The organism is Streptomyces sp. LARHCF249, assembly GCF_052871255.1.
The window spans coordinates 443,306-466,586 of sequence record NZ_JBIXJQ010000005.1 but is presented as its reverse complement, the minus strand read 5'-3'; the positions used below and the strand labels follow the sequence as shown (position 1 = coordinate 466,586).

Here is a 23,281-nt window from a genome sequence, read left to right as displayed (position 1 = left end):
GTCCTCTGCTGTGCTGGGGTCTGCCGTCGGCCGACGCGCGCGCCCTCAGTCGGGGGCGGCGGCGTCGGCCGGCGACTCGCGAGTCATATCCGCTTCCGGGCGGCGTTCACCTCTTGCGCACGACGACGAAGTCGGCGAGGGCCACCAGCTGGTCGCGCACCTGCTGCGGCATGTCCACGTCGTCCAGGGCCTTGATCGCGACCGCGTGCTGGCGGCGCGCCTCGTCGGCGGTCCACTGGCGTCCGCCGGCCGCCTCGATGAGCGCCGCGCGGGCCGCGAACTCCTCCTCCGAGAAGTTCTCGAAGTCGTTGCTCTTGGCATCGGCCGCGAGCAGCTGGGCGAGTTCCTCGGCGGCGGGCCCCTGGGCCGCGAGGGCGGCGACCACCGGCAGGGACTTCTTGCGCTGGCGCAGGTCGCTCCAGGTCTGCTTGCCGGTGGTCTCCGGGTCCCCCCAGATGCCGAGCAGGTCGTCCACGGCCTGGAAGGCGAGGCCCAGGTGGTAGCCGTACTCCTCGAGCTTGTCGGCCGTACGGTCGTCGGCGCCGCCGAGCACCGCGCCGATGGAGACCGCGCAGGCGATCAGCGCGCCCGTCTTGTTGCCCTCCATCTCCAGGCACTCCTCGACGCTGACGCGCTCGCGGTGCTCGTAGGAGATGTCCTGGGCCTGGCCGTCGATGAGCTTGCGGCTGGCGGTGGTGAGCCGGCGCGCCGCGCGGCCCGCCTCGACGGTGCCGAGCTCCAGCAGAACCTCGTTGGCGAGGGCGAAGAGCGCGTCGCCCACGAGGATCGCCAGGGCCGGCCCGTGCACCTTCCATACCGTGTCGCGGTGGCGGCGCTGCTCGTCGCCGTCCATCAGGTCGTCGTGCAGCAGCGAGAAGTTGTGCACGAGCTCGACGGCGACGGCGCCCGGGATGCCGACTTCGGCGGCGGCTCCCGCGGCCTCGGCGGAGAGCAGCGCGAGGGCGGGCCGGACGGCCTTGCCGCTGTCGCCGTCCGCGGGGTTGCCCTGGGCGTCGATCCAGCCGAAGTGGTAGGCGGCGACGGTGTCCATGGGCGCGGCGAGGCGGTCCACGGCGGCCCGGAGCGCGGGGGTCGACAGCGTACGGCCGCGCTCCAGAAGGGCGACCGTGTCCGCCTTCTCCACGCCCGCTCCGGCGGTGCCCACACTGGCATCCGTGTTCTCGACAGCCGGATTCCCCGGGTTCACTGGCTCTCCTCTTGTTCCTGTACGTGCTGCGTTCGTGCTGATGGTCGTCATGCCGCCTCCTGCAGAGGGTGTTCGCGGGGGCGGCCGAGCGCGGCCAGTGCGGCGTGTGCCGCACTCAGTCCGCTCCGGACGGCGCTCTCCATGGTCGCGGGCCAACCGGTGGCAGTCCACGCACCGGCCAGATACAGCCCCGGCGTGTCGGTCCGCGCCCCGGGGCGCAGCCGGCCGACGCCGGGTGTGGGGGCGAAGGTGGCCGTCCGCTCCCGGGTGACGAAGAAGTCCCGTACCTTGGCGCCGCGCGCGGCGGGCAGCAACCGCTCCAGCTCCGGCAGGTACTTGGCGCGCAGGACGGACACGGGCTCGTCGATGTCGTCGTGCGCGACGGACTGGGACAGGGCCAGGTACTGGCCGCCGTCGGGGAGCCCGGAGGAGTCGGTGCGGTCGAAGACCCACTGCACCGGGGAGCCGAGCGCCGCGAAGAAGGGTGCCTTGAGCACCTTGCGGTCGTAGACGACGTGCACGTTGAGGATCGGCGCGGTGCCGATGTCGAGCAGCTTGTCGGGGTCGGCGAGCGCCCCGGCCGGGAGCAGTCCGTGCGCCTCGCGCTGCGGGACGGCGAGGACGACGGTGGCGGCGTCGAGGGACTCGTCGTCGGTGTCGACCCGCCAGTTCCCTTCCGGCGCACGGGAGATGGCGGTGACCCGGGTGCGCAGTTCGGTCCGGACGCCGGCCGCGTCCAGCGCCTTGCGGGCGAGCGTGTCGTGCAGGTCGCCGAGGGGTACGCGGGCCCAGCCGATGTCGGCGGCGCCGTTCTCGGAGAGCAGGCCGGTCTTGAAGACCATGGCGGCCAGGCCGAGGGAGGAGTGCTCGGCGGTGGCGTTGAGGGTCGCGATGCCGACGAGGTCCCACAGGGCCTCGATGGTCCGGGGGGACTGGCCGTAGCGGCCGAGCCAGGTCGCGAAGTCCAGGCCGTCCAGCGCCGGGTCGGCGGGGTCGAGCCGGCGCAGCGCGAGGGCGGCGCGGCCGACGCTCGCGCGTTCGGCGAGGGACAGGTGCCGGTAGCGGGCCAGTGATCCGGCCAGGTGCAGGGGCACGGGCAGGGCGCTGCGGCGCAGCCGGCCGAGGCGCGGGCCCTTGGCGTGGGCGACGTCGAGGACGGGTACGTCGAGCCGGTCCTGCAAGGGCGCGAGGGCGGCGCCGTCGATCCGGTCGAGGAACCACCGGTAGGCGGTGCAGCAGCGCAGGTAGACGTGCTGGCCGTTGTCCACGGTGAGGTCGCCGCGCTTGAACGAGAACGCGAGGCCGCCGAGCCGCGGTCGGCCCTCCAGCAGGGTCACCCGGAGCCCGGCGCCGGCGAGTTCGAGCGCGGTGGTGACGCCGGCGAGGCCGCCGCCGACGACGACCGCGCGGTTGCCGCTGTCGCTCATGCATCCTCCCCGGTGGTGCGGTGGCCCTCGGATCCGGTCGGCCGGTGCCGCTCGGGCAGGAGCGCACCGGGCCCGGCGGCCCGCCCGGCGCCCGCAGGAAGAGACGCGTCGGCCCGCGCCTGGGTTGCCCGGGCGGGGCCGTGCGGGGGAAGGCCCGCCGCCGCGGGCCGTGTGGTCGGGGGCATCAGGTCCGCCTCCGGGTGGTCTGACGGGAGATGGTCCGCGCGTCGAGGCCGGACAGGCCGCGCACGGCGACGTACGCCTTCTCGTGCGGCGGCAGCGAGACGCGGCCCCGCAGGACCGCCTCCGGTTCCCGCTCGATGCGGTCGAGCAGGCGCCGGTAGATGCCGGCCATGGCGGCCACGCAGGCGCCGCTGCGCCGGTCGAGCATCGGCAGCAGCCGGTAGCCCTCGACGAACAGGGCCCGGGCGCGCCTCACTTCGTGGTGGACGAGTCCGGCGAAGTCGGAGCCGGCCGGGGCCCGGTCGCCGTGGAAGCCTTCGGAGCAGCCGAACTTGGCGAGGTCCTCGGCGGGCAGGTAGGTGCGCCCGTTGGCCGCGTCCTCGCGAACGTCCCGCAGGATGTTGGTGAGTTGGAGAGCCAGGCCGAGCGTGTCGGCGTACTCGGCGGCGCGCGCGGAGTCGGGGACTCCCGGGGCGGTGCCGAACACGCCGAGCGAGAGCCGGCCGATGGCCCCGGCCACGCACCGGCAGTAGTCCTTGAGGTCGTCCCAGGTCTCGTACGTCTCGCCGCGCACGTCCATCAGGACGCCGTCGATGAGCTCGTCGAGGCCGCCCAGCGGGATCGGGAAGCGGCGCGCGGCGTGCGCGAGGGCGACGGCGACGGGGTCGGTGTCGTCCTCGTCGACCTCCTCGGCGCGGATCCGCCCGAGCAGGGCGCGGGTCTCCTCGAGCCGCGCCAGCTTCGCCCCGGGCGCCAGCGCGCCGTCGCCGATGTCGTCGACCCGCCGGGAGAAGGCGTACAGCGCGGACATCGCCTGCCGCTTGTCGGCGGGCAGCAGCCGGATGCCGTACGCGAAGTTGCGCGCCTGCGATCCGGTGACGGCCTCGCAGTAGCCGTACGCCGCCAGGACCGGCGCGGACACGTGTGTGGGGCCCTCCACGGTCGGGCTCACCCCTTTCTCGGCGCAGTGCGCAGGACGGCGGCCACCTCGCGGATCAGGCCGCTCTTGGTGGGCTTGGGAGGGCCGGGCAGTACGTCGAAGCCGGCGGCGGTGACGGCTCTCAGGGCGGCACGCCCCCCTCCCACGAAGCCCGCGAGCAGCAGCCGGAGTCTGCCGTGCACGCTACCCACGAGGGGGGTGCCTTCATTCAGCAGCTCCCGTGCGCGTTCGGTTTCGTATGCGATCAGGGCGCGTACGGACGCGCCGGCGGACGGTGCCTTGAGGTCGGTCTCCGCGACGTGGAAGCGCCGCATGTCCTCGGCGGGCAGGTAGATCCGGTCCCGGCCGAGGTCCTCGGCCACGTCCTGGAGGTGCTCGGCGATCTGCAGGGCCGTGCACACGGCGTCGGAGCGGCGGATCCGCTCGGGGGTGGCGGTTCCGGTGAGGGCGAGCACGAGTCGGCCCACGGGGTTGGCGGAGAGCTCGCAGTAGCCGAGGAGGTCCCCGTACGTCTCGTAGCGCGCGACGCGCTGGTCCTGGCGGTTGGCCTCGATGAGTCCGAGGAACGGCTCGGGGGTGAGCCGGTGGGCGCGCACGACGGGCTGGAGGGCCAGCATCAGCGGGTGGCGCGGCGGACCGTCGGTACCGCCGAAAACGCGCCACAGGTCGGCCTCGAAGGCGTCGAGCACGGCGAGCCGGTCGTCCACCGCGGCGGGGTCGAGGCCGAGGAGCACGGCGTCGCGTCCGCCGGGGGCCAGGTCCCCGTCGCCGATGTCGTCGACGAGGCGGGCGTACCCGTAGACCGCCATCAGGCCGTCCCGCCAGGCGCGGGGCAGGAACGCCGGGGCCACGGGGAAGTTCTCCGCGGCGGCCTTGCCGAGGGTGGCGCGTGCGTGGACCGTGTCGGACCGGGGGCGGATGCCGTCCCCCGGGGTCACCGCCCGCCGCCCGGTGCGGGGACGGCCGTCGCGCCTGGGGGCCGGAGAATTCCCATAGCCATTGCCGTCACATCTCCCGTTCTACACTGCCGACCCAATACATCCTATTTCGGACACGCCGCCTGAGTTTCCCCGGGGGTACGGCAGGCCGTTCACCTGCGGGGAATCGTCCCCTCTTGCCGCGATTCAGGACTGCTTCAGCTTACGCTGTACAACGCCGCCGAGGCCTCTGGGGTATTCGCCGCGCCACCGAATGTCGCCACCCCGTGCCGCCGCGGAATGCCGCCGCCGAATGTCACCATCCGAAAGCGGCCGCGCATGCCGGGACACGCCGAGGCCCCCGCCGCGCTGAGCGGCGGGGGCCTCGCGAATCCGGCCGGGGCGGCGGGCTCCGGTGGTCAGCCGTTGGAGGCCTTCTCGTAGGCCGAGACGACTTCCTCCGTGGGCCCGTCCATCAGGAGCTCGCCCTTTTCCAGCCACAGCACCCGGTCGCAGGTGTCGCGGATGGACTTGTTGTTGTGGCTCACCAGGAAGACCGTGCCGGCCTTCTCCCGCAGTTCGCGGATGCGGTTCTCGGAACGCACCTGGAAACTGCGGTCACCGGTGGCCAGGGCCTCGTCGATCATCAGGACGTCGTGGTCCTTGGCCGCCGCGATGGAGAAGCGCAGGCGCGCCGCCATACCCGAGGAGTAGGTGCGCATCGGCAGGGAGATGAAGTCGCCCTTCTCGTTGATCCCCGAGAAATCGACGATGCCCTGGTAGCGCTCCCTGATCTGCTCGCGGCTCATGCCCATCGCCAGACCGCCGAGGACGATGTTGCGCTCGCCGGTGAGGTCGTTCATCAGGGCCGCGTTGACGCCCAGCAGCGAGGGCTGGCCGTCGGTGTAGACCTTGCCGGCCTCGCAGGGCAGCAGGCCCGCGATGGCCCGCAGCAGGGTCGACTTGCCGGAGCCGTTCGAACCGATGAGGCCGATCGCCTCGCCCCGGTACGCGGTGAAGGAGACCCCGCGCACGGCGTGGACCCGGCGCACGCCCGGCGCGTCGCCCTTGCCCCGGCGGATTATCCTGCCGAGCGCGGCGGTGGCCGCGCCCTTGCCGGCGCTGCCGGTGTTGACGCGGTAGACGATGTGGACGTCGTCCGCGATCACGGTGGGGACGCGCCCCTTGGTGTTGTCAGCCACGGCCGTAACGCTCCTCAGCCTTCCAGAAGTACACGAAGCCGCCGAGGCCGATCACGGCGGCCCAGCCCACTGCGAAGAGCCAGACGTGCGGGGGCAGGTTGCTGCTGCCGTAGTCGTCGATCAGCGCGAACCGGATGAGGTCCATGTAGATCGCCACCGGGTTCCACAGCAGCACGTCGCTGATCCACTGCGGCTGGTCCTTGAGGTAGATCCCGATGGGGAACATGACGCCCGAGGCGTACATCCAGGTGCGCATCACGAACGGCATGAGCTGCGCGAGGTCGGGGGTCTTGGAGCCCATCCGCGCGAAGATCATGGCGAGGCCGGTGTTGAAGACGAACTGCAGCGCCAGGACCGGGATCACCAGCAGCCAGGACAGCCGCGGGTAGTTGCCGAAGCTGACGGCGATGACGAAGACGACGATCATCGAGTACAGCAGCTGCTGGAGCTGCTGGAGCGAGAAGGACACCGGGAGGGCGGCTCGCGGGAAGTGCAGCGCCCGCACCAGCCCCAGGTTTCCGGAGATCGCCCGGACACCCGCCATCACCGAGCTCTGGGTGAAGGTGAAGATGAAGATGCCCATCATCAAGAACGGGACGTAGACGCCCGACGGCATCTCCCGGCCCGCTTGGAGGATCAGGCCGAAGATCAGCCAGTAGACGGCCGCGTTCAGCAGCGGGGTCGCCACCTGCCACACCTGGCCGAGCTTCGCCTGGCTGTACTGCGCGAGCAGCTTGGCCCGCGAGAAGGCCATGATGAACTGGCGCCGGCCCCAGAGCTGCCGCACGTACTCGACCAGACCGGGCCGGGCGCCGCTGACCGAGAGGCCGTACTTCCTGGCGAGCTCCGCGGGGCTCAGCCCCGCGTCTTCGGACGGCCGCCTGCTCGTGGCAAGGGCGCCGTCGTGGGTTGTGTCACTCACAAGTTGAAACTTTCGTCTTCAAGATGCGGCAGGAGGGGCATCAGGCTGGTGGCGCGAAGCCCGTGATCGCGCCATGTTCCCAGACGCGGGCTCGTCAGATGACAGGAGGTCGGCCCAGTCGGGTCAACCGCCAGACCGTACGCCATCTCATGGGACGGCGGGGTCCGCAGGGAGTGGTCCATCCCTCCCCGAACCCGCCGAACCAGGCCTTGAGCGCGGGCACCGAAGGCCTGCGCAGGAGCGTCAGCAGCAGCCACACGCCCAGGTAGACCGGAACCAGCGGAGCGGGCAGGTTGCGGCGGGCGAGCCACACCCGGTTACGGGCCACCATACGGTGGTAGACCGCGTGCCGGGAGGGGGCCGTCGTCGGGTGCAGCAGCACCATGTCCGCCCGGTAGTCGATCAGCCACCCCGCGTCGAGCGCGCGCCAGGCCAGATCGGTCTCCTCGTGCGCGTAGAAGAAGTCTCCCGGCAGCGGCCCGACCTGCTCGAACACCGTCGTGCGGACCGCGTTGGCGCCGCCCAGGAAGGTGGTCACCCGCGAGGAGCGCATCGGGTCGGAGGCCCGCAGCCGCGGCACGTGCCGGCGCTGCGTGATACCGGTCTCAGGGTCGGCGATCCGGAAGCTGATGATCCCGAGCTCCGGGTCCTCCGCGAAGGCCTGCCGGCACAGCTCGGCGGTGTCGGTGCGCTCCAGCAGGCCGTCGTCGTCCAGGAAGAGCAGGGCGTCGACCTCACTGCCGCCGGGGCCGAAGGCCTCGATGCCGACGTTGCGCCCGCCGGGGATGCCCAGGTTCTCGGGCAGGTCGACGGTGCGGACGCCCGGCGGCAGGTCCGTCAGGCCCGAGACCTGGACGCCCTGGCCCACCACGACCACCTCGACGGGGTCGCCGTCCTGGCGGGCGACCGAGTCGAGGAGCGCCTTGAGCTCGTCGGGCCGGTTGCCCATGGTGATGATCACGGCGCCCAGCCGCATCGGCGTACTCACTTGAGCCTGCTCGAGGCAAGGATCGACACCAGGTGCAGCACGGTCTGGAGCAGCGCGATGGCGGCGAGGACGGCGACACCGATCCGGGAGTAGAACAGGTCGCCGCGGACCTGGTCCACGACGGCCAGCACCAGGATGAGCAAGGACGCCTCGATGCCGAGGACGAGGCGGTGGAACTTGAGCGCGGCGGCGGCCCGGCGGGCGAGCGCCATGCCGGACGAGCGCGGCTCGGCCGCGGCGTCCTTGACCACGGGCTTGCCGGCCTGGTGGCGGGCGACACCGACCAGGTCGGTCTCGGCCTTGATCAGGATGGCGCCGAGCGCCGCGAGGGTGCCGAGGAACGCCCACAGCCAGTCGATCCGGCCGCCGCCCCACAGGTCCGCGGCACGCAGGCCGAAGCCGACCAGCACCGCCGCGTCGCACAGGTAGGCGCCGACCCGGTCCAGGTACACGCCGGACAGCGAGAACTGCTTCTTCCAGCGGGCGACCTCGCCGTCGACGCAGTCGAGCAGCAGGTACAGCTGGACCGCGACCACGCCGAGGACGGCGCCCCAGACGCCCGGCACCAGCAGGGCGGGGGCGGCGAGGACACCGGCGAGCGTCATCAGGTAGGTCAGCTGGTTCGGCGTGACCTTGGTGGTGACCAGGTAGCGGGTGATGCGCAGGGAGATCTCGCGCATGTAGAGGCGACCGCCCCAGTGCTCGCCGCTGACCCGGTCCTTCACGCCCGCCGGGTGAACGACGGGCCGGAGTTCAGCTACGGATGGTCTTGGCATAGTCGGCGTAAGCGTCCCTGATCTCGGCGGCGGACAGGTTGAGGTGCTCCAGGATCGTGAAGCGTCCCGGGCGGGTCTGCGGGGCGTACTCGACGGCCGTGACGAACTCGTCGATGCTGAAGCCGATCTCCTCCGGGGTCACCGGCAGGCCGTGCCGGCGCAGCACCTCGATGAAGAGCCCGGACTGCTCGTCGGATCCGCGCAGGTGCATCGCGAAGGCGGCGCCGATGCCGACCTGCTCGCCGTGGAGCGCGGAGCGCCCCGGGTAGAGCAGGTCGAAGGCGTGGCTGATCTCGTGGCAGGCGCCGGACGACGGGCGGGAGTCCCCGCTGATCGACATGGCGATGCCGGAGAGGACCAGCGCCTCGGAGAGCACGGTGAGGAACTCGTCGTCACCGCAGCCGCCGGGGTGGCGCAGTACGGACTCGCCGGCGGTACGGGCCATGGCGGCGGCCAGGCCGTCGACGGGCTCGCCGGTGACCTTGCGGGAGAGCTCCCAGTCGGCGATCGCCGAGATGTTGGAGATCGCGTCGCCGATGCCGGCGCGGATGAACCGCACCGGGGCTTCCTTGATCACATCGAGGTCGATCACCATGGCGATCGGCGTGGGCACGCCGTAGGAGCCGCGGCCGTTGTCGTTGTCCAGGATGGACACCGGCGAGCAGATGCCGTCGTGCGAGAGGTTGGTGGCGACTGCCACCATCGGCAGCCCGACCCGCGCCGCGGCGTACTTCGCCACGTCGATGATCTTGCCGCCGCCCAGGCCCACGACGGCGTCGTAGCGGCGGCCCTTTATGTCGTCGGCCAGCTTGACCGCGGAGTCGATGGTGCCGTCGACCACGGCGTACCAGTCGGCGTGCGGCAGCACGGGCTCGAGCTTCGCGCGCAGCGCGACGCCCGAACCCCCGCTGATCGCGATCGCCAGCTTGCCGGACGCGGAGATCCGCTGGTCGGCCAGCAGGCCGGCCAGGTCGTCCATCGCTCCGCTGGCGATGTCGACGACGACGGGCGAGGGGATGAGCCTCGTCAGTACTGGCATGCGATCGTCCGGCCCTTGGCGAGGTCGTCGTGGTTGTCGATCTCGACCCACTTGACGTCGCCGATGGGGGCCACGTCGATGGTGAAGCCGTCGTTGACGAGCTGCTGGTAGCCGTCCTCGTAGTAGAGGTCGGGGTCGCGCTCGAAGGTGGTCTTCAGGGCCTCGGCCAGCTGCTCGGCGGCCTCGGCCTCGATGAGGGTGACACCGATGTACTCGCCGGTCGCGTCGGCCGGGTCCATCAGCTTCGTGATCTTCTGGACGCCCGCACCGTCGGCGGTGACGACCTTCATCTCCTCGTCGGCCAGGTTCTTGACCGTGTCGAGGGCGAGGATGATCTTCTGGCCGTTGCCGCGGGCGGCGAGCAGGGTCTTCTCGACGGAGACCGGGTGGACGGTGTCGCCGTTGGCGAGGATCACGCCCTGCTTGAGGACCTCACGCGCGCACCACAGGGAGTAGGCGTTGTTCCACTCCTCGGCCTTGTCGTTGTCGATCAGCGTGATCTTGACGCCGTACTTGGCCTCCAGGGCCTCGCGGCGCTCGTAGACCGCTTCCTTGCGGTAGCCGACGACGATGGCGACCTCGGTGAGGCCGACCTCGGCGAAGTTGCCGAGCGTCAGGTCGAGGACCGTGAGGCTCTCCTCCTGGCCCTCGGGACCGACGGGCACGAGGGCCTTGGGCAGGGTGTCGGTGTAGGGACGCAGACGGCGTCCGGCACCGGCAGCGAGTACAAGGCCGATCATGCTGGTTCTCCTTCGTCATGTACGGCGGGTGCTCCGGAGGAGACCCAGAAGCGGATGCTCTCCACGAGCACCACGAGTGCCACGGCCACGGCCATGGCCGTGAGCGCGACGGGAAAGTCCGATGCGCGCGTCGCGAGGACGGCGGCCAGCACCGTGGTCACCAGGACCCGGCCCTCGTGGCCGCCGATCGTCCGCACCAGCCAGTGCGGGGGCGCGCCGGTGCCGCCGCGAATGCGGTACACCGTGTCGTAGTGATGGTAGGCGACCGCCGCGATCAGGCCGAATGCCGCCGGAAGGGCCCCGGGGACGTCCGCCTTGGCGGCGAGCACGAGGACCGTGACGTACTCGGCGGCCCGGAACAGCGGCGGGATCAGCCAGTCCAGTGCGCCCTTGAGGGGCCGCGAGACGGCCTCGCCGGCGGCCGCGGCGTAGAGCAGGGCGACGGCGATCAGCGCCGGGTCGCCGTACGGGCGGCTCAGGGCGAACCCGACGAGGGCGACGGCGGCGAAGGCGGCGATCCACACGGAGCTCGCGGCCGGCCCCCGGGCCTTCAGCAGGCGGCGCGGGAGCTCGGCGAGCGGGCCGGAGTCGGTGAGGTCGTACAGGGCCTGGGCGGCCCGGTCGGTACGGGTCGCCTTGCGGGTCAGGGAGCGCAGGACCCGCCCGGCGGTGGTGTAGAGCGCGCCGAAGGCGCAGCCGACGAGCAGGGCGTAGAAGACGGTCCGGGGGGTGGTGACGGCGGTCAGGACCGCGATCATCGCCCAGCGCTCACCGATCGGCAGGATGATCATCCGGCGGACCCAGACCGTCCAGCCGACGCTGTCGAGCCGGTCCGAGAGGGCGGCGGTGGGGCTCGTGTTGGCGGTCGCGTCGTGGTTGGCCTCGTTGAAGGAGAAGTCCACGACGTGCCGGCAGGTCATGAGGATCATCGCGCCGAGCGCGAGCGCCCATACGTCGTCATGGCCGCCGCCCCGGGCCGCCCCGAGGGCGAGGCCCGCGTAGAAGGCGTACTCCTTGGCGCGGTCGAAGGTCGCGTCGAGCCAGGCGCCCATCGTCGAGTACTGGAGCGAGTAGCGGGCCAGCTGCCCGTCGGTGCAGTCCAGGACGAAGGAGAAGAGGAGCAGCACCCCGGCCGCGACGTAGCCCCAGCGCTCGCCGGTGGCGGCGCAGCCGGCCGCGATCAGGGCGGTGGCGAGCGAGGCGGTGGTGACCTGGTTCGGGGTCAGGCCGCGGCGCGCGCACCAGCGGGCGATGTAGCGCGAGTACGGGCTGATGAAGAAGGTGGTGAAGAAGCCGTCGCGGGACTTCACGGCGGTCCGCAGGCGTACGGCCTCGTCGTCGACGGCGGCGACGGCGGCGACGGCCGCGTCCCGGTCCGCCGCGGTGGCGGGGACGGCGGCGACGAGGGTGCCGAGCTCGGGGTGCTGGACGGGGGTCCCGGAGGACTCGACCGCGGCGGCGAGCCGGTCGGCGTAGGGGCCCGCACCGTCACCCGGGGCGGCGGCGGCCTTGTCGAGTGCCTCGCGGGCGGCGGGCTGGACGGCGAGGGCGCCGGTGACCGCGCAGGCGTCGAAGCGCGGGTCGGTCAGCGCGAGGCGCAGCGCGTGCACGTGCCCGACGAAGGCGCTGTCCACGACGGCCACCCGCTGGTCGGCGGGTACGGCCGACAGGGCGGCGGCGGCGTCCTGGGGACCGGCGGCGGGGCGGACCTCGAAGCCGAGTGAGCGCAGCTCGTCAGCGAGCGGTGATCCGGGGACCGGCAGGCCGGTGAGGATGACGGTCGGCAGACGAACTCACTCCTTGCAACGAAGTCCGGACTGGCTCCGGACGGGACGCCTCACGGGGCGGCGGCACGTCGGCAGAGGCTATCGGATGAATGGAAGCTGGGGTTCACCACCCGTTTACGCCCTGATAAGCCGAATATCCCGGCCCCGGGCCGGGGCGTGATCATCATTGACGATCACGGCGCGATACCACAAACGGCGTGGATGTTACGGTGGACACGCCCCTGATCGTGTCGAGTGGGAAGAGGTGGGTTGATGACCGTCGCAGTGGTCGCGGCCATGCGCAGCGAACTCCGGTGCATCCCCCATTCCCTCCGGGCATCCGGCCGGGCCTGATCATCGCCTGACAGTCCCCGTCGGCCGGTGTCCCCTGTTCAAGGGTTCACGTTGACCGACCACACCTTCATCGAGGCTTTCTTCACTCTGCACCGCGGCCTGCCCCGGCAGGCTCCCGGTTCCGACGCCAGCACCCGTCACCTGCTGTCCCTGTGCGGACCGCTGCCCGAGCGGCCGCGCGTCCTCGACCTGGGCTGCGGTCCGGGCCGCAGCGCCCTGCTGCTCGCCGCGGAGGCCGGCGGACACGGCGGCGCGGAGGTGACCGCCGTCGACCTCTACGCACCGTTCCTCGAGGAGCTCCGCACGGCTGCCGGGGCCCGCGGGCTCGGCGACCGGGTCCGCACCGTCCGGGCGGACATGGGCGCGCTCCCCGGCGGGGAGTTCGAGGACGGCTCCTTCGATCTCGTCTGGGCGGAGGGCTCCGCCTACGTCATCGGCTTCGACACCGCGCTCGCGCGGTGGAAGCGGCTGCTCGCCCCCGGCGGCACCCTGGTGCTGACCGAGTGCCAGTGGACCGTCGAGGAGCCGTCCGCTGGCGCCCGCGCCTTCTGGGACAAGGAGTGCCCTCTGCGCTCCACCGCCGGCAACCTCGCGGCCGCCCAGGCCGCCGGGTACCGGGTGCTCGGCGTGCACCACCTGCCCGACTCGGACTGGGCCGAGTACTACGGCCCGCTCGCCGAGCGGGTCAGGGCCCACCCCGTCGCCGGGGACCCGGCGACGGCGGCCGCGCTCGCCGCCACCCGCGAGGAGCTCGACGTACGGGCCCGGCACGGGCACGAGTACGGCTACACGGGCTACGTCCTGCGCCCGGTGACCGCCGGGGACGGCGGCGCCTGGCCGGCCCGGCCGGAGACCCCGGCCGACGTGGCCGCCGTACGGGCCGTCAACCTGGCGGCGTTCGAGACCCCGCTGGAGGCGGATCTCGTGGACGCGCTGCGCGCGGACGACGCCTGGGTGCCCGGACTGTCGTACGTGGCCGAGGGCCCGGACGGGTCGGTGGCGGCCCACGCGCTGCTCACGGTGTGCGAGGTGGACGGGGTACGGGCGCTCGCGCTGGCCCCGGTGGCCACCGATCCGGCGCTCCAGCGCTCGGGCGCCGGCAGCTCGGTGGTGCGGGCCGTGCTCGCGGCGGCCAAGGAGCGCGGGGAGTTCCTGGTCCTCGTGCTGGGCCATCCGGAGTACTACCCGCGCTTCGGTTTCGTCCCGGCCTCCCGCTTCGGGATCCGGGCGCCCTTCGAGGTTCCGGACGAGGCCGTGATGGCGCTGGTGCTGGACGATTCCGTTCCGGTGCCCGCGGGCACGATCAGGTATCCGGGGCCGTTCGGGATCTGACGCCGCGGGCGCAGGACGCGAAGTGATCTGCCCCCCGTCGCTTATCACGCGACGGGGGGCAGACATGCGCGGATCTCCGAAGTGCGGACAAGCCCCTTTTGTACGGCAGACTGAAGGCCGGAGTCCGAAGCGAAGGATGGGTATGCCGACACCACCAGCCACCGCCGCGAACAGCGCGACCAACGGCACCGGAACTCAAGAACCGATCTTGCTCGAACTGGTCGACGAGTCCGGCAACACCATCGGCACGGCGGAGAAGCTCTCCGCTCATCAGGCACCCGGGCAGTTGCACCGGGCGTTCTCCGTGTTCCTCTTCGACGAGCGGGGCCGTCTGCTGCTGCAGCAGCGGGCCCTCGGGAAGTACCACTCCCCCGGCGTCTGGTCGAACACCTGCTGCGGCCACCCCTACCCCGGCGAGTCGCCGTTCGCGGCGGCGGCCCGGCGGACCCACGAGGAGCTGGGGCTGTCGCCCTCGCTGCTCGCGGCGGCGGGGACGGTCCGCTACAACCACCCGGACCCGGCGTCGGGCCTGGTGGAGCAGGAGTTCAACCACCTTTTCGTGGGACTGGCCCAGTCGGCTCCGCGGCCGGATCCGGAGGAGGTCGGGGACACCGCCTTCGTCACCGCCGAGGAGCTGGCGAAGCGGCACGCCGAAGTGCCGTTCTCGGCGTGGTTCATGACCGTGCTGGACGCGGCGCGGCCCGCGATCCGCGAGCTGACCGGTGATGCCGCGGGCTGGTAGCCCGCCGGCACCTGGTTCACACGACGGGGGTCGCCGGTGCGGCCGGCGCGGTGAGCGGCAGGGCCGCCCAGATGACCTTGCCGCCCGTCGAGGTGTGCTCGACGTCGCAGACCCCGCCGGCCTCCAGCGTGATCTCCCGTACCAGGAGCAGACCCCGGCCGCCGGTCTGGCCGAAATCGGCCTCCAGCGCCTTGGGGCGGTACGGGTGGTTGTCCTCGACGGCCACCCGTACCCACTCGCGGCCGATCGCGACCTCGACGGCGACCTCCGGGGAGAGCAGGGCCGCGTGCCGGACCGAGTTCGTCACCAGCTCGGAGACGATCAGCAGCAGGGAGTACACGAGGTCCTGCCGGGTCGCCACCCCCTGGCGTCCGAGCAGGTCCCGGACCGCGCGGCGTGCCTGGGGAACGGATTCTTCTACCGCGGGAGCCGTGAACCTCCACACTCCCTCGTACGCGAGGGGGTCGGCCGGGACCTCTGGCTCCGCCTCCCGGGCTTGCGGGACATTCCCGCTGACATCCATCTTCCGTCCCCCGTCTTCGCGGCGCTCGATCGTCTCCACACGCCAAGAGTGGGGAACAGCCCGATCCGGCCCGCGCCGCTGACCATAAGTCAGCGCCAATCGGACACTTTCTGACCAATGGCGTATGACAGAGTCAGTTGTTCGACTGTTCCTGATCTTCTGTGGGACGCTTCTCGGCCGCCTCGCCGGCCCGGTCCGCGCCGGCGGCCTCCGGCTCCACCACGTCGTCGCTGACCAAGCCCAGGATGCGCCGGGCACCCATGCCCACGGCCACCAGGCTCAGCCCGTCGAACAGGAGGGCGAGGGAGAAGAAGGTTCCGATCACGTAGCGGCTGTTCCCCGGCCAGTTGGACAGGATCAGGACGCCGAGCAGCACGCCGAAGGCGCCCTGGACGAGCGACAGCCCGAAGTTCGCGCCGCGCACCACGAGCGCGCCGGCGAGCCGGAACACCCCGCCGGTGAGGAAGAGCAGCGCGGCGAACATGGTCAGCGCCTCGGCGCTCGCCTCGGGCCGGCGCAGGATGACGAAGCCGGCCGCCAGGTTCATGGCGGCGACGATGACCGCGAGCCAGAAGTAGTTGCCCTTGCGGGACTGGACCGCGTGCAGCAGTCCCACCAGACCGCCGATCAGCAGCAGCCAGCCGAAGAGGAACATCGAGGTCAGGGTGGCCACGCCGGTGTAGACCAGACCGACCAGACCGGCCAGCACGAGGATCACCCCGAGCACGGCCAGCAGCCCGAAGCTGCGGCTGAGCTGCTTCTTCTCCTGCTGCGGCTCCCGGCCCTTGCCCTGGGTACGGTCTGCGCCCATGGACGTGCCACCTCCTCGCACCCCCCGGGACGGACTCCCCTTGATCATAGGATCGGCGCCCCGGGATAGCATCCGGCGCATGGACGCAGCCCGGGACGCAGCCCTCCTCCACACCGTCGCCGACGGGGTCGCCACCGTCGTCATCTCGCACCCCGCCAAGCGCAATGCCATGACGGCCGCGATGTGGCGGGCCCTGCCGGAACTGCTGCCGGGACTGGCGGCCGATCCGGCCGTACGGGTGCTCGTCCTGACCGGGGCGGGAGCGACGTTCTGCGCGGGCGCGGACATCTCCTCCCTGACCGGGGACGAGGGGGAGGACCCGCAGGCGCTCGCCGTCGCGGCCGAGGAGGCGCTGGCCGCCTTCCCGAAGCCGACGCTGGCGGCGATCCGCGGGTACTGCGTGGGCGGCGGGAGCCAGCTCGCTGCCGCCTGCGACCTGCGGTTCGCGCAGGAGGGGGCCTCGTTCGGGGTGACCCCGGCGAAGCTGGGCATCGTCTACCCGGCCTCCTCGACCAGGCGGCTGGCCCGGCTGGTCGGCCCGGCCGCCGCCAAGTACCTCCTCTTCTCCGCGGAGTTGATCGACGCGGACCGGGCGCTGCGGACCGGCTTCCTGGACGAATTGCTGCCGGCGGGCCAACTGGACAAGCGGGTGGCGGAGTTCGCGCGCGTTCTGGTCTCGCGGTCGCAGCTGACGCAGGCGGCGGCCAAGGAGTTCGCGGACGGGCGGACGGACCGGGACGCCCACTGGGCGGCGCAGGCGGCCGGAAGCGGCGACACCGCGGAGGGTGTCGCCGCGTTCCTGGAGCGCCGGGCGCCCGTCTTCCGCTGGCCTACAGCGGACTGACCGCCCGCAGCCGCGCGACGAGCTCGGCCGGGGCCTTGGCCGGGGAACCGGCGTCGTAGGGCGGCTGGGGATCGTACTCGGTCATCAGCTGGACGGTCTGGGCGAACTCGTCACCGGCGATCCTGCCGAGCAGGGTGAGGCCCATGTCGATCCCGGCGGAGACGCCCGCCGCGGTGACGTACTTCCCGTCGAAGACCACCCGCTCGCCGGTGGGCTCGGCCCCGAACCGCGGCAGCTGGTCCAGGAACAGCCAGTGGCCGGCGGCCCGCCGCCCGTCGAGCAGCCCGGCGGCGGCGAGCAGCAGCGAGCCGGTGCAGACGGAGGCCGTCCAGGTGGTGGTGGCGTCGACGTCCCGCAGCCACTGGAGGACGGCGGGGTTCTTCATCTCCACCTCGGGGTGCGGTCCGCCGGGCACGAGGACGATGTCGGGACGGGTCACCTCGTGGAGCGCCTTGTCGGCGACGAGCGCGAGCGACCCGTTGTCGGTCCGCACGGGCCCGGGGCGCTCGGACACGAAGACCGTCTCGGCCCCCTGGAGCCGGCCGAGCGTGTCGAAGGGCCCGATGGCGTCGAGGGCGGTGAAGCGGTCGTAGAGCAGTACGGCGATCTGCATGTTCTCCTCCGGAGCGGTGGGCGCATCACGACGCCGGCCCGGGTCGGGACGGCGGTTCTGGGTCTGGGTCTGGGTCTGGGTCTGGGTCGTCTGGGTCTGGGTCTGGGTCTGGGTCTGGGTCTGGGTCTGGGGAGCTTGCTCAGCGGCCGGCGGTGGGGCCGAAGCGGCGGCGGTACTCGGCCGGGGGCTGGCCCAGGGTCCTGACGAAAGCCCGGCGCAGGGCCTCCGGCGTGCCGTAGCCGCAGGCGCGGGATATCCCGGCGATGCCCTCCCGGCTGTCCTCCAGCAGCCGCCGCGCATGCTCCACCCGCACGCGCTCGACGTACCGCCCGGGCGTGACCCCCGTCTCGGCCTGGAAGGCACGGGCGAAGTGGCGCGGCGAGAGCCGGGCCCGGGCGGCCAGGGCCTCGACGCTGAGGTCGCCGTCCGGATGCTCCGTGATCCACTGCTGCACGTCCCGCAGCGGTTCCCGCCGCGCCGTCTGGGCGGCCAGCTGCGCGCTGAACTGCGCCTGGTTGCCGGGCCTGCGCAGGAACACCACCAGGTGCCGCGCGATGGTCAGCGCCACGTCCCGCCCGTGGTCCTCCTCCACCAGGGCGAGCGCGAGGTCGATGCCCGCCGTGACCCCGGCCGAGGTGGCGACCGGCCCGTCCCGTACGTAGATCGGGTCCGGCTCCACCACCACGTCCGGGTAGTCCCGCGCCATCTGCTCGCACACGTACCAGTGCGTCGTCGCCCGCCGCCCGCCGAGCAGTCCCGCCTCGGCCAGCAGCAGTCCTCCCGTGCACACGGACACCAGCCGCCCCGCGTCTCCCCCGTGGGCGCGCAGCCAGTCGGTGAGCCGCGGCTCGAAGTCGGCCGTGTACCGCCCGCCCGGCACCAGCAGCGTGGTCCCCCGGCCGGGCCGGGCACCGTCCAGGTCCCCGTCCGGGACCAGGGTCAGCCCGCTGCTCGTACGGACCGGCGTACCGCCCGGAGACACCGTCCGGATCTCGTAGGCGCGGCGCCCCGGGAACCGGGCCGCGGCGGCGAACACCTCCACGGGTCCGGTCACGTCCAGGCTCTGCACCCCGTCGTAGAGGACGACGAGCACGTTTCGCAACGACATGGCCTCATGGTGTGACGCCGCACCCCATGGCCGCAATGACGGGCTTCCCACCTATCCGGCCATCGCCGGCGGCCCGCACCCGCCCGGATAGGATCGGCACATCATGACTGCAACCCTCGTCGCCAAGAAGCTCACCGCCGCCCACGGTGAGCGCACGCTGTTCGCCGATCTCGACCTCGTCGTCGCACCCGGTGACGTCATCGGCCTCGTCGGCGTGAACGGCGCCGGGAAGTCCACCCTGCTGCGGCTGCTCGCCGGGCTGGACACCCCGGAGACCGGTGAGCTGCGGCTCTCCCCGCCCACCGCCGCCGTGGGCCACCTCCCGCAGGAGCCGGAGCGCCGGCCCGCCGAGTCGGTACGGGACTTCCTGGCGCGGCGTACGGGAGTGGCCGCCGCGCAGGCGGAGCTGGACGAGGCCACGCAGGGCCTGGTGGACGGCACGCCGGGAGCGGACGACGCGTACGCGACGGCGCTGGACCAGTGGCTGAACCTCGGCGGCGCCGATCTCGACGAGCGGGCCGAGGAGGTCGCCGCCGAGCTCGGCCTCACCGTGGGTCTGGACCTGCCCATGACCGCGCTGTCCGGCGGGCAGGCGGCCCGCGCGGGCCTGGCCTCGCTGCTCCTCTCCCGTTACGACGTCTTCCTGCTGGACGAGCCCACCAACGACCTCGACCTGGACGGTCTGGAGCGGCTGGAGCAGTTCGTCAAGGGACTGCGCGCGGGCACGGTCGTCATCAGCCACGACCGCGAGTTCCTGACCCGGACCGTCACCAAGGTCCTCGAGCTCGACCTGGCGCAGCAGCAGATCAACCTCTACGGCGGCGGGTACGAGTCCTACCTGGAGGAACGCGAGCGCGCCCGCGGCCACGCCCGCGAGGAGTTCGAGGAGTACGCGGGCAAGAAGTCCGCGCTCGAGGGCCGGGCCCAGATGCAGCGCAACTGGATGGACAAGGGCGTGCGCAACGCGCGCCGCAAGGCGAGCGACAACGACAAGATCGGCAAGAACCTGCGCGGCGAGTCCAGCGAGAAGCAGGCCGCCAAGGCCCGCCAGACACAGCGGGCCATCGAGCGGCTGGAGGTCGTCGACGAGCCGCGCAAGGAGTGGGAGCTGCGCATGGAGATCGCGGCGGCCCCGCGCTCCGGCTCGGTGGTCGCCACCCTGCGCGAAGCGGCGGTCAAGCGCGGGGACTTCCGTCTCGGGCCGGCCAGCCTGCAGATCGACTGGGCGGACCGGGTGGCGATCACCGGGGCCAACGGCGCGGGCAAGTCGACGCTGCTGGCCGTCCTGCTCGGCCGGGTGGCTCCGGACTCCGGCTCCGCCACCCTCGGCTCCGGGGTCCTGATCGGCGAAGTGGACCAGGCCCGGGGGCTGTTCCTCGGCGACGAACCGCTGCTGGAGGCGTTCTGCGCGGCCGTCCCGGACACCGAGCCGGCCGAAGTCCGCACCCTGCTGGCCAAGTTCGGCCTCAAGGCGGCCCACGTCCTGCGCCCGGCGGCCACCCTCTCCCCGGGCGAGCGCACCCGCGCCGCCCTCGCCCTGCTCCAGGGCCGCGGCGTCAACCTGCTGGTCCTGGACGAGCCCACGAACCACCTGGACCTCCCGGCGATCGAGCAGTTGGAGTCCGCGCTGGAGGCGTACGAGGGCACGCTGCTCCTGGTCACGCACGACCGCCGCATGCTGGACGCCGTCTCGGTGACCCGCCGCCTCCGTGTCGAGGACGGCAGGGTCACCGAGGTCTAGACCAGGGCCCGCCCAAGGTGCCGACCGGCCGGCGCGCGACTAGCCTGTGTGAGTGAGAGCCGCATCCGCGGAGCAGGCCCCCACGGCCGGAGTTGGACGCAGCCGGGGGTGACAGGACATATGCTTCCGCACTTCCCGCGGCCCTGTATCCGATCCGCGCTGCGCATGTTTGGCCTGCAGCCGCGGTTCCACCTCCCGCATGCCTCGTAGAGGTGCGAGGAGGGTGGAAGGAAAGGGAAATTCCTCATGTTTGCACAGAGAGCGAAGCGCCTCTTCGCGGTCTCCGCTGCCGGTCTTCTGATGGCCGGCGGGGCCGCCCTCGCCACCGCGGGCACCGCTTCGGCGGCAGCCCCTGCCCAACACGTCAGCTATGTCGCCGGTGGCTGGGACGACGATGGCTACGGGCACCACGGCGGCTGGGACGACGATGACGACAACGGCTACGGACGTCACGGAGGTCACGGAGGTCACGGTTACGGAGGTCACGGAGGTCACGGAGGTCACGGCCACGGCGACTGCTGATTCGTTTCTTCCCCTCACCTCAGGCGTGCGCGGCCCCGTCACCGGGCCGCGCATCGGGTTGAGGCGGCGCCTGCCTCAGCTCCCGTCCGCCGGGGCCCGGCGGGTACGGGCCATCCTGCGGGCCACGAAGGTGCGCGGGAGGTGGCGGGCCGCCAGGGCATATGCCTGGTAGCGGCGGCCGGTGACGCTGAGCGGGCGGCGCAGGGCGAGGTCCTTCAGGGCCTGGTCCACCACGGCCCGCGGTTCCAGCCAGACCGCTTCGCGCAAGGCGCTGACGTCCATCCCGGCGCGCTCCTGGAACTCGGTGCGGGTGAAGCCCGGCACCACCGCCAGCACCCGGACGCCGTACGGCTCCATGTCCACCCGCAGGGACTCGCTGAACGCGGTGACCCAGGCCTTGGCGGCTCCGTAGGTGCCGGTCGGCAGCAGTCCGGCCACCGAGGAGACGTTGACCACCGCGCCCCGGCGGCGCTCGCGCAGGCCCGGCAGTACGGCGTGGGTGAGCCGGAGCGGGACCTTGACCAGCAGGTCGAGCATCCGCTCCTCGTCCTCGACCGGGCTGTACGGGAAGGGCGCGGGCAGCCCGAAGCCGGCGTTGTTGACCAGGATGTCCACCGGCCGGATCCGGTCGGCGAGGCGTGCGGCGACCGCCGCGCAGTCCCCCGCGTCGAGCAGGTCGGCGGGCAGCACCTCGGCCGCGGTGCCGAACTCCCGGCCGAGTTCCCGCGCGACCGCCTCCAGCCGCTCCTTGTCGCGGGCCACGAGGACCAGGTCGGCGCCCTTGGCCGCGAAGCCCCGGGCGAAGGCCGCGCCCAGTCCGGCGCTGGCCCCGGTGATCAGTACGGTGGTCACGACGGCTTCACTTCCCGGGTGTACTCGTGGGCGACGTCGACGAGGAACCGGGCCTCCTCGGCCAGGTCCCCGCCCTCGGCCGAGGTCTGGATGGCGGCGGGCAGCTCAAGTCCGGCCGCCTCGCCCGGCCGCCCGGGGACTCCGGCGAGCTTCGCCCGCCGCGCATCCTTCAGTACGGAGGCCAGCGCGGCCGCGGTGCGCCGCTGCTCGGGGACCCCGCGCCCGGCGACGCGGCCGCGGGCGTCCTCCAGGGCGCCCGCGGCGACGTACTCCCCCAGGATCAGGATCGCGTCGCGCGTCTCGATCACCTTGCGGTACACGAGCAGGTTGCGCGGGACCGGCGGCCACAGCAGCTCCACGATCCGTCCGGCACGCGGCTTGTTGAGGGCCACGTGCGGGACGGCCTGCACCAGGTCGCGCCACAGCGGCCAGAGCCGCCAGGCGGTGGCGGTGTCGGCAGCGGTCCGGCGGAACGTGAACAGGGTCGGCACGAGGATGGCGGCGGCCCGCAGCAGACCGTGCAGGTTCATCAGCAGCGGCAGGGCGGGCATCGCCCAGGTGCTGCCGAACAGCGCCTTGAGCAGGTACGCGAGCCAGAACAGGCCGGCGAGCGCGGTACCGAGGCCGAAGAGCCGCAGCCCGGCGGCCAGTCCCCGGCTGTCGGTGCGGCGGCTGTAGCGCCAGCACAGCGCCACGCAGAGGGTGTTGGCGGCCACGTGCGCGGAGATCAGCACCAGCCAGTACGCGAGGGAGGGCACCGGGTCGCCGACCGGCGGCATGGTGTGCGTGCCGTGCGCGGGCGCCGCGACGTCCAGCGCGACGAGTGCGGCGAGCCACCCGACCGTGGCGGTCCAGGAGACGAGCCGGAGCCGGCGGCCGCCCGCGGCGTCGGCCACGAAGTAGAGGACGGCACCGGCGGAGAAGACGCCGATGAGGTTGCGGACGAGGCCGATGGTGTGCGCGTAGCCGGCTCCGCGGGTCATCGCGTACGCGACGACGTCGGGGAGGTTCAGGGTCATCGCGGCGGCGGCGGTGGCCACGGCCAGCCACAGGCCGCGCTGCTGCGGGGAGCGCAGGGCGCCCGGGGCGCGCAGCAGGACCGCGATCCACAGGCACACCACGCTGGGAACGGCCAGCCAGTTCCCGAAGGCGGTCAGGTCAGCTGCCATCGTTCCCCCGCTCGTAACCCATGGCGGACTCGAGCCGGGCCAGGGTGCTCCGGGCGCGGGCCGCCGACGCCGGGCCGGCGTTCGCCGTGCGGATGCGGATCATGCTGGCGAGCATCTCCGCCTCCTGCTCCTGGCGGGTGGTGTAGTTGGTGCGCCCGAGCACGATCGGGGCGGCGCCGTCGGCCTCCTCGCCCTCCAGCGAGTGGTGGCCGAAGAGGATGTGGCCGAGCTCGTGGAGCACGATGTGCTCCCGGTGGAGCGGGGTGGTCTGCGCCTCGTAGAAGACGTAGTCGACGCTGGCCGTGCCCACCCACAGTCCGCAGACGCCCGACTCCGCCGCCTCCTTGGGCAGCGGGTGGAGCTTGATGGGGCGTCCGCGCTGCTCGGCTATGCGACCGCACAGCGCGTCGAGCGAGAACGGATGGGTCAGATCCAGATGGCTGAGAATGTTCTCGCATCGTTTGCGCAGGCTGAGTTGCCGGTGGGACATGTGATCCCTCTTCGGACCCTTTCTCGGGCAGCGTCGGTAGGCGTGTGCTGGCATGGGCATGGCGTCCTGTGCC

General features: G+C 72.4%; 22 protein-coding genes. 4 read left to right on the top strand and 18 right to left on the bottom strand.

Translation table 11 applies throughout. From position 1 onward, the window contains the following. Window positions 1-106: 106 nt before the first annotated feature. The 11 genes from ACIPUC_RS17015 to ACIPUC_RS16965 form a co-directional block, all read right to left on the bottom strand. A complete protein-coding gene (locus ACIPUC_RS17015; RefSeq protein ID WP_446590188.1) occupies window positions 107-1,207 on the bottom strand; it encodes a polyprenyl synthetase family protein in 1,101 nt (366 codons plus the stop codon). Between the two features lie 47 nt (window positions 1,208-1,254). Further along, window positions 1,255-2,634, bottom strand: coding sequence for a hydroxysqualene dehydroxylase HpnE (hpnE, locus tag ACIPUC_RS17010; RefSeq protein ID WP_446590186.1), 1,380 nt, complete (start codon window positions 2,632-2,634; stop codon window positions 1,255-1,257). A gap of 184 nt (window positions 2,635-2,818) precedes the next feature. Beyond that, a complete protein-coding gene (gene hpnD / locus ACIPUC_RS17005; RefSeq protein ID WP_446590184.1) occupies window positions 2,819-3,769 on the bottom strand; it encodes a presqualene diphosphate synthase HpnD in 951 nt (316 codons plus the stop codon). Continuing rightward, the gene (gene hpnC / locus ACIPUC_RS17000; RefSeq protein ID WP_446590183.1) at window positions 3,766-4,695 is read right to left on the bottom strand and encodes a squalene synthase HpnC; all 930 of its coding nucleotides are present in this window, start codon (window positions 4,693-4,695) and stop codon (window positions 3,766-3,768) included. Before hpnC ends, hpnD begins: the two co-directional genes overlap by 4 nt. 398 nt (window positions 4,696-5,093) lie before the next feature. After that, a complete protein-coding gene (locus ACIPUC_RS16995; protein ID WP_446590182.1) occupies window positions 5,094-5,876 on the bottom strand; it encodes an ABC transporter ATP-binding protein in 783 nt (260 codons plus the stop codon). Continuing rightward, the gene (locus ACIPUC_RS16990) at window positions 5,869-6,798 is read right to left on the bottom strand and encodes an ABC transporter permease (protein WP_446590181.1); all 930 of its coding nucleotides are present in this window, start codon (window positions 6,796-6,798) and stop codon (window positions 5,869-5,871) included. Before ACIPUC_RS16990 ends, ACIPUC_RS16995 begins: the two co-directional genes overlap by 8 nt. A 94-nt stretch (window positions 6,799-6,892) precedes the next feature. After that, window positions 6,893-7,774, bottom strand: coding sequence for a glycosyltransferase family 2 protein (locus ACIPUC_RS16985; protein ID WP_446590453.1), 882 nt, complete (start codon window positions 7,772-7,774; stop codon window positions 6,893-6,895). 8 nt (window positions 7,775-7,782) lie between these two features. Further along, window positions 7,783-8,562: a CDP-alcohol phosphatidyltransferase family protein gene (locus ACIPUC_RS16980; RefSeq protein ID WP_446590179.1), complete on the bottom strand. Its 780-nt coding sequence runs from the start codon at window positions 8,560-8,562 to the stop codon at window positions 7,783-7,785. Next, a complete protein-coding gene (locus ACIPUC_RS16975; protein WP_446590178.1) occupies window positions 8,540-9,601 on the bottom strand; it encodes an iron-containing alcohol dehydrogenase family protein in 1,062 nt (353 codons plus the stop codon). The genes ACIPUC_RS16980 and ACIPUC_RS16975 overlap by 23 nt, the downstream gene beginning before the upstream one ends. Further along, window positions 9,589-10,341 carry a phosphocholine cytidylyltransferase family protein gene (locus ACIPUC_RS16970; protein WP_446590177.1) on the bottom strand — a complete coding sequence of 251 codons (753 nt, stop codon included), beginning with the start codon at window positions 10,339-10,341 and terminating at the stop codon, window positions 9,589-9,591. The genes ACIPUC_RS16975 and ACIPUC_RS16970 overlap by 13 nt, the downstream gene beginning before the upstream one ends. Then, window positions 10,338-12,128 (bottom strand): DUF5941 domain-containing protein, encoded by a 1,791-nt coding sequence (locus ACIPUC_RS16965; protein WP_446590451.1) that lies wholly within the window; start codon window positions 12,126-12,128, stop codon window positions 10,338-10,340. The genes ACIPUC_RS16970 and ACIPUC_RS16965 overlap by 4 nt, the downstream gene beginning before the upstream one ends. Before the next feature lie 384 nt (window positions 12,129-12,512). Between ACIPUC_RS16965 and ACIPUC_RS16960 the strand changes: the two genes are divergently transcribed. After that, window positions 12,513-13,793, top strand: a complete 1,281-nt coding sequence (locus tag ACIPUC_RS16960) for a GNAT family N-acetyltransferase (protein ID WP_446590176.1) — start codon at window positions 12,513-12,515, stop codon at window positions 13,791-13,793. A gap of 142 nt (window positions 13,794-13,935) precedes the next feature. Beyond that, entirely contained in the window at window positions 13,936-14,535 is a 600-nt protein-coding gene (gene idi, locus ACIPUC_RS16955) for an isopentenyl-diphosphate Delta-isomerase (protein ID WP_446590175.1), read from the top strand. A 16-nt stretch (window positions 14,536-14,551) separates the two neighbouring features. Here the strand turns inward: idi and ACIPUC_RS16950 are convergent, their stop codons facing one another. After that, on the bottom strand, window positions 14,552-15,058 hold the full coding sequence (locus tag ACIPUC_RS16950; RefSeq protein ID WP_446590450.1) for an ATP-binding protein: 507 nt from the start codon (window positions 15,056-15,058) through the stop codon (window positions 14,552-14,554). Between the two features lie 133 nt (window positions 15,059-15,191). Then, window positions 15,192-15,869 carry an HdeD family acid-resistance protein gene (locus ACIPUC_RS16945; RefSeq protein WP_446590174.1) on the bottom strand — a complete coding sequence of 226 codons (678 nt, stop codon included), beginning with the start codon at window positions 15,867-15,869 and terminating at the stop codon, window positions 15,192-15,194. Between the two features lie 79 nt (window positions 15,870-15,948). On the opposite strand from ACIPUC_RS16945, the gene ACIPUC_RS16940 reads away from it, so the two are divergent. Then, window positions 15,949-16,713: an enoyl-CoA hydratase/isomerase family protein gene (locus tag ACIPUC_RS16940; protein WP_446590172.1), complete on the top strand. Its 765-nt coding sequence runs from the start codon at window positions 15,949-15,951 to the stop codon at window positions 16,711-16,713. On the opposite strand, the gene ACIPUC_RS16935 is transcribed toward ACIPUC_RS16940, so the two are convergent. Beyond that, on the bottom strand, window positions 16,700-17,326 hold the full coding sequence (locus ACIPUC_RS16935; protein ID WP_446590171.1) for a DJ-1/PfpI family protein: 627 nt from the start codon (window positions 17,324-17,326) through the stop codon (window positions 16,700-16,702). The genes ACIPUC_RS16940 and ACIPUC_RS16935 overlap by 14 nt on opposite strands. Before the next feature lie 139 nt (window positions 17,327-17,465). Further along, window positions 17,466-18,434, bottom strand: a complete 969-nt coding sequence (locus tag ACIPUC_RS16930) for a GlxA family transcriptional regulator (protein WP_446590169.1) — start codon at window positions 18,432-18,434, stop codon at window positions 17,466-17,468. A 103-nt stretch (window positions 18,435-18,537) separates the two neighbouring features. Between ACIPUC_RS16930 and ACIPUC_RS16925 the strand changes: the two genes are divergently transcribed. Further along, entirely contained in the window at window positions 18,538-20,175 is a 1,638-nt protein-coding gene (locus ACIPUC_RS16925) for an ABC-F family ATP-binding cassette domain-containing protein (protein ID WP_446590168.1), read from the top strand. Window positions 20,176-20,772: 597 nt separating this feature from the next. Here the strand turns inward: ACIPUC_RS16925 and ACIPUC_RS16920 are convergent. Genes ACIPUC_RS16920 through ACIPUC_RS16910 form a run of 3 tightly spaced genes read right to left on the bottom strand, consistent with a single transcriptional unit; the run spans window position 20,773 to window position 23,208 of the window. Further along, window positions 20,773-21,549, bottom strand: a complete 777-nt coding sequence (locus ACIPUC_RS16920) for an SDR family NAD(P)-dependent oxidoreductase (RefSeq protein WP_446590167.1) — start codon at window positions 21,547-21,549, stop codon at window positions 20,773-20,775. Beyond that, window positions 21,546-22,718 (bottom strand): MAB_1171c family putative transporter, encoded by a 1,173-nt coding sequence (locus tag ACIPUC_RS16915; RefSeq protein WP_446590165.1) that lies wholly within the window; start codon window positions 22,716-22,718, stop codon window positions 21,546-21,548. Before ACIPUC_RS16915 ends, ACIPUC_RS16920 begins: the two co-directional genes overlap by 4 nt. After that, window positions 22,708-23,208 carry a hypothetical protein gene (locus tag ACIPUC_RS16910; protein ID WP_446590164.1) on the bottom strand — a complete coding sequence of 167 codons (501 nt, stop codon included), beginning with the start codon at window positions 23,206-23,208 and terminating at the stop codon, window positions 22,708-22,710. The genes ACIPUC_RS16915 and ACIPUC_RS16910 overlap by 11 nt, the downstream gene beginning before the upstream one ends. Between the last annotated feature and the right edge of the window lie 73 nt (window positions 23,209-23,281).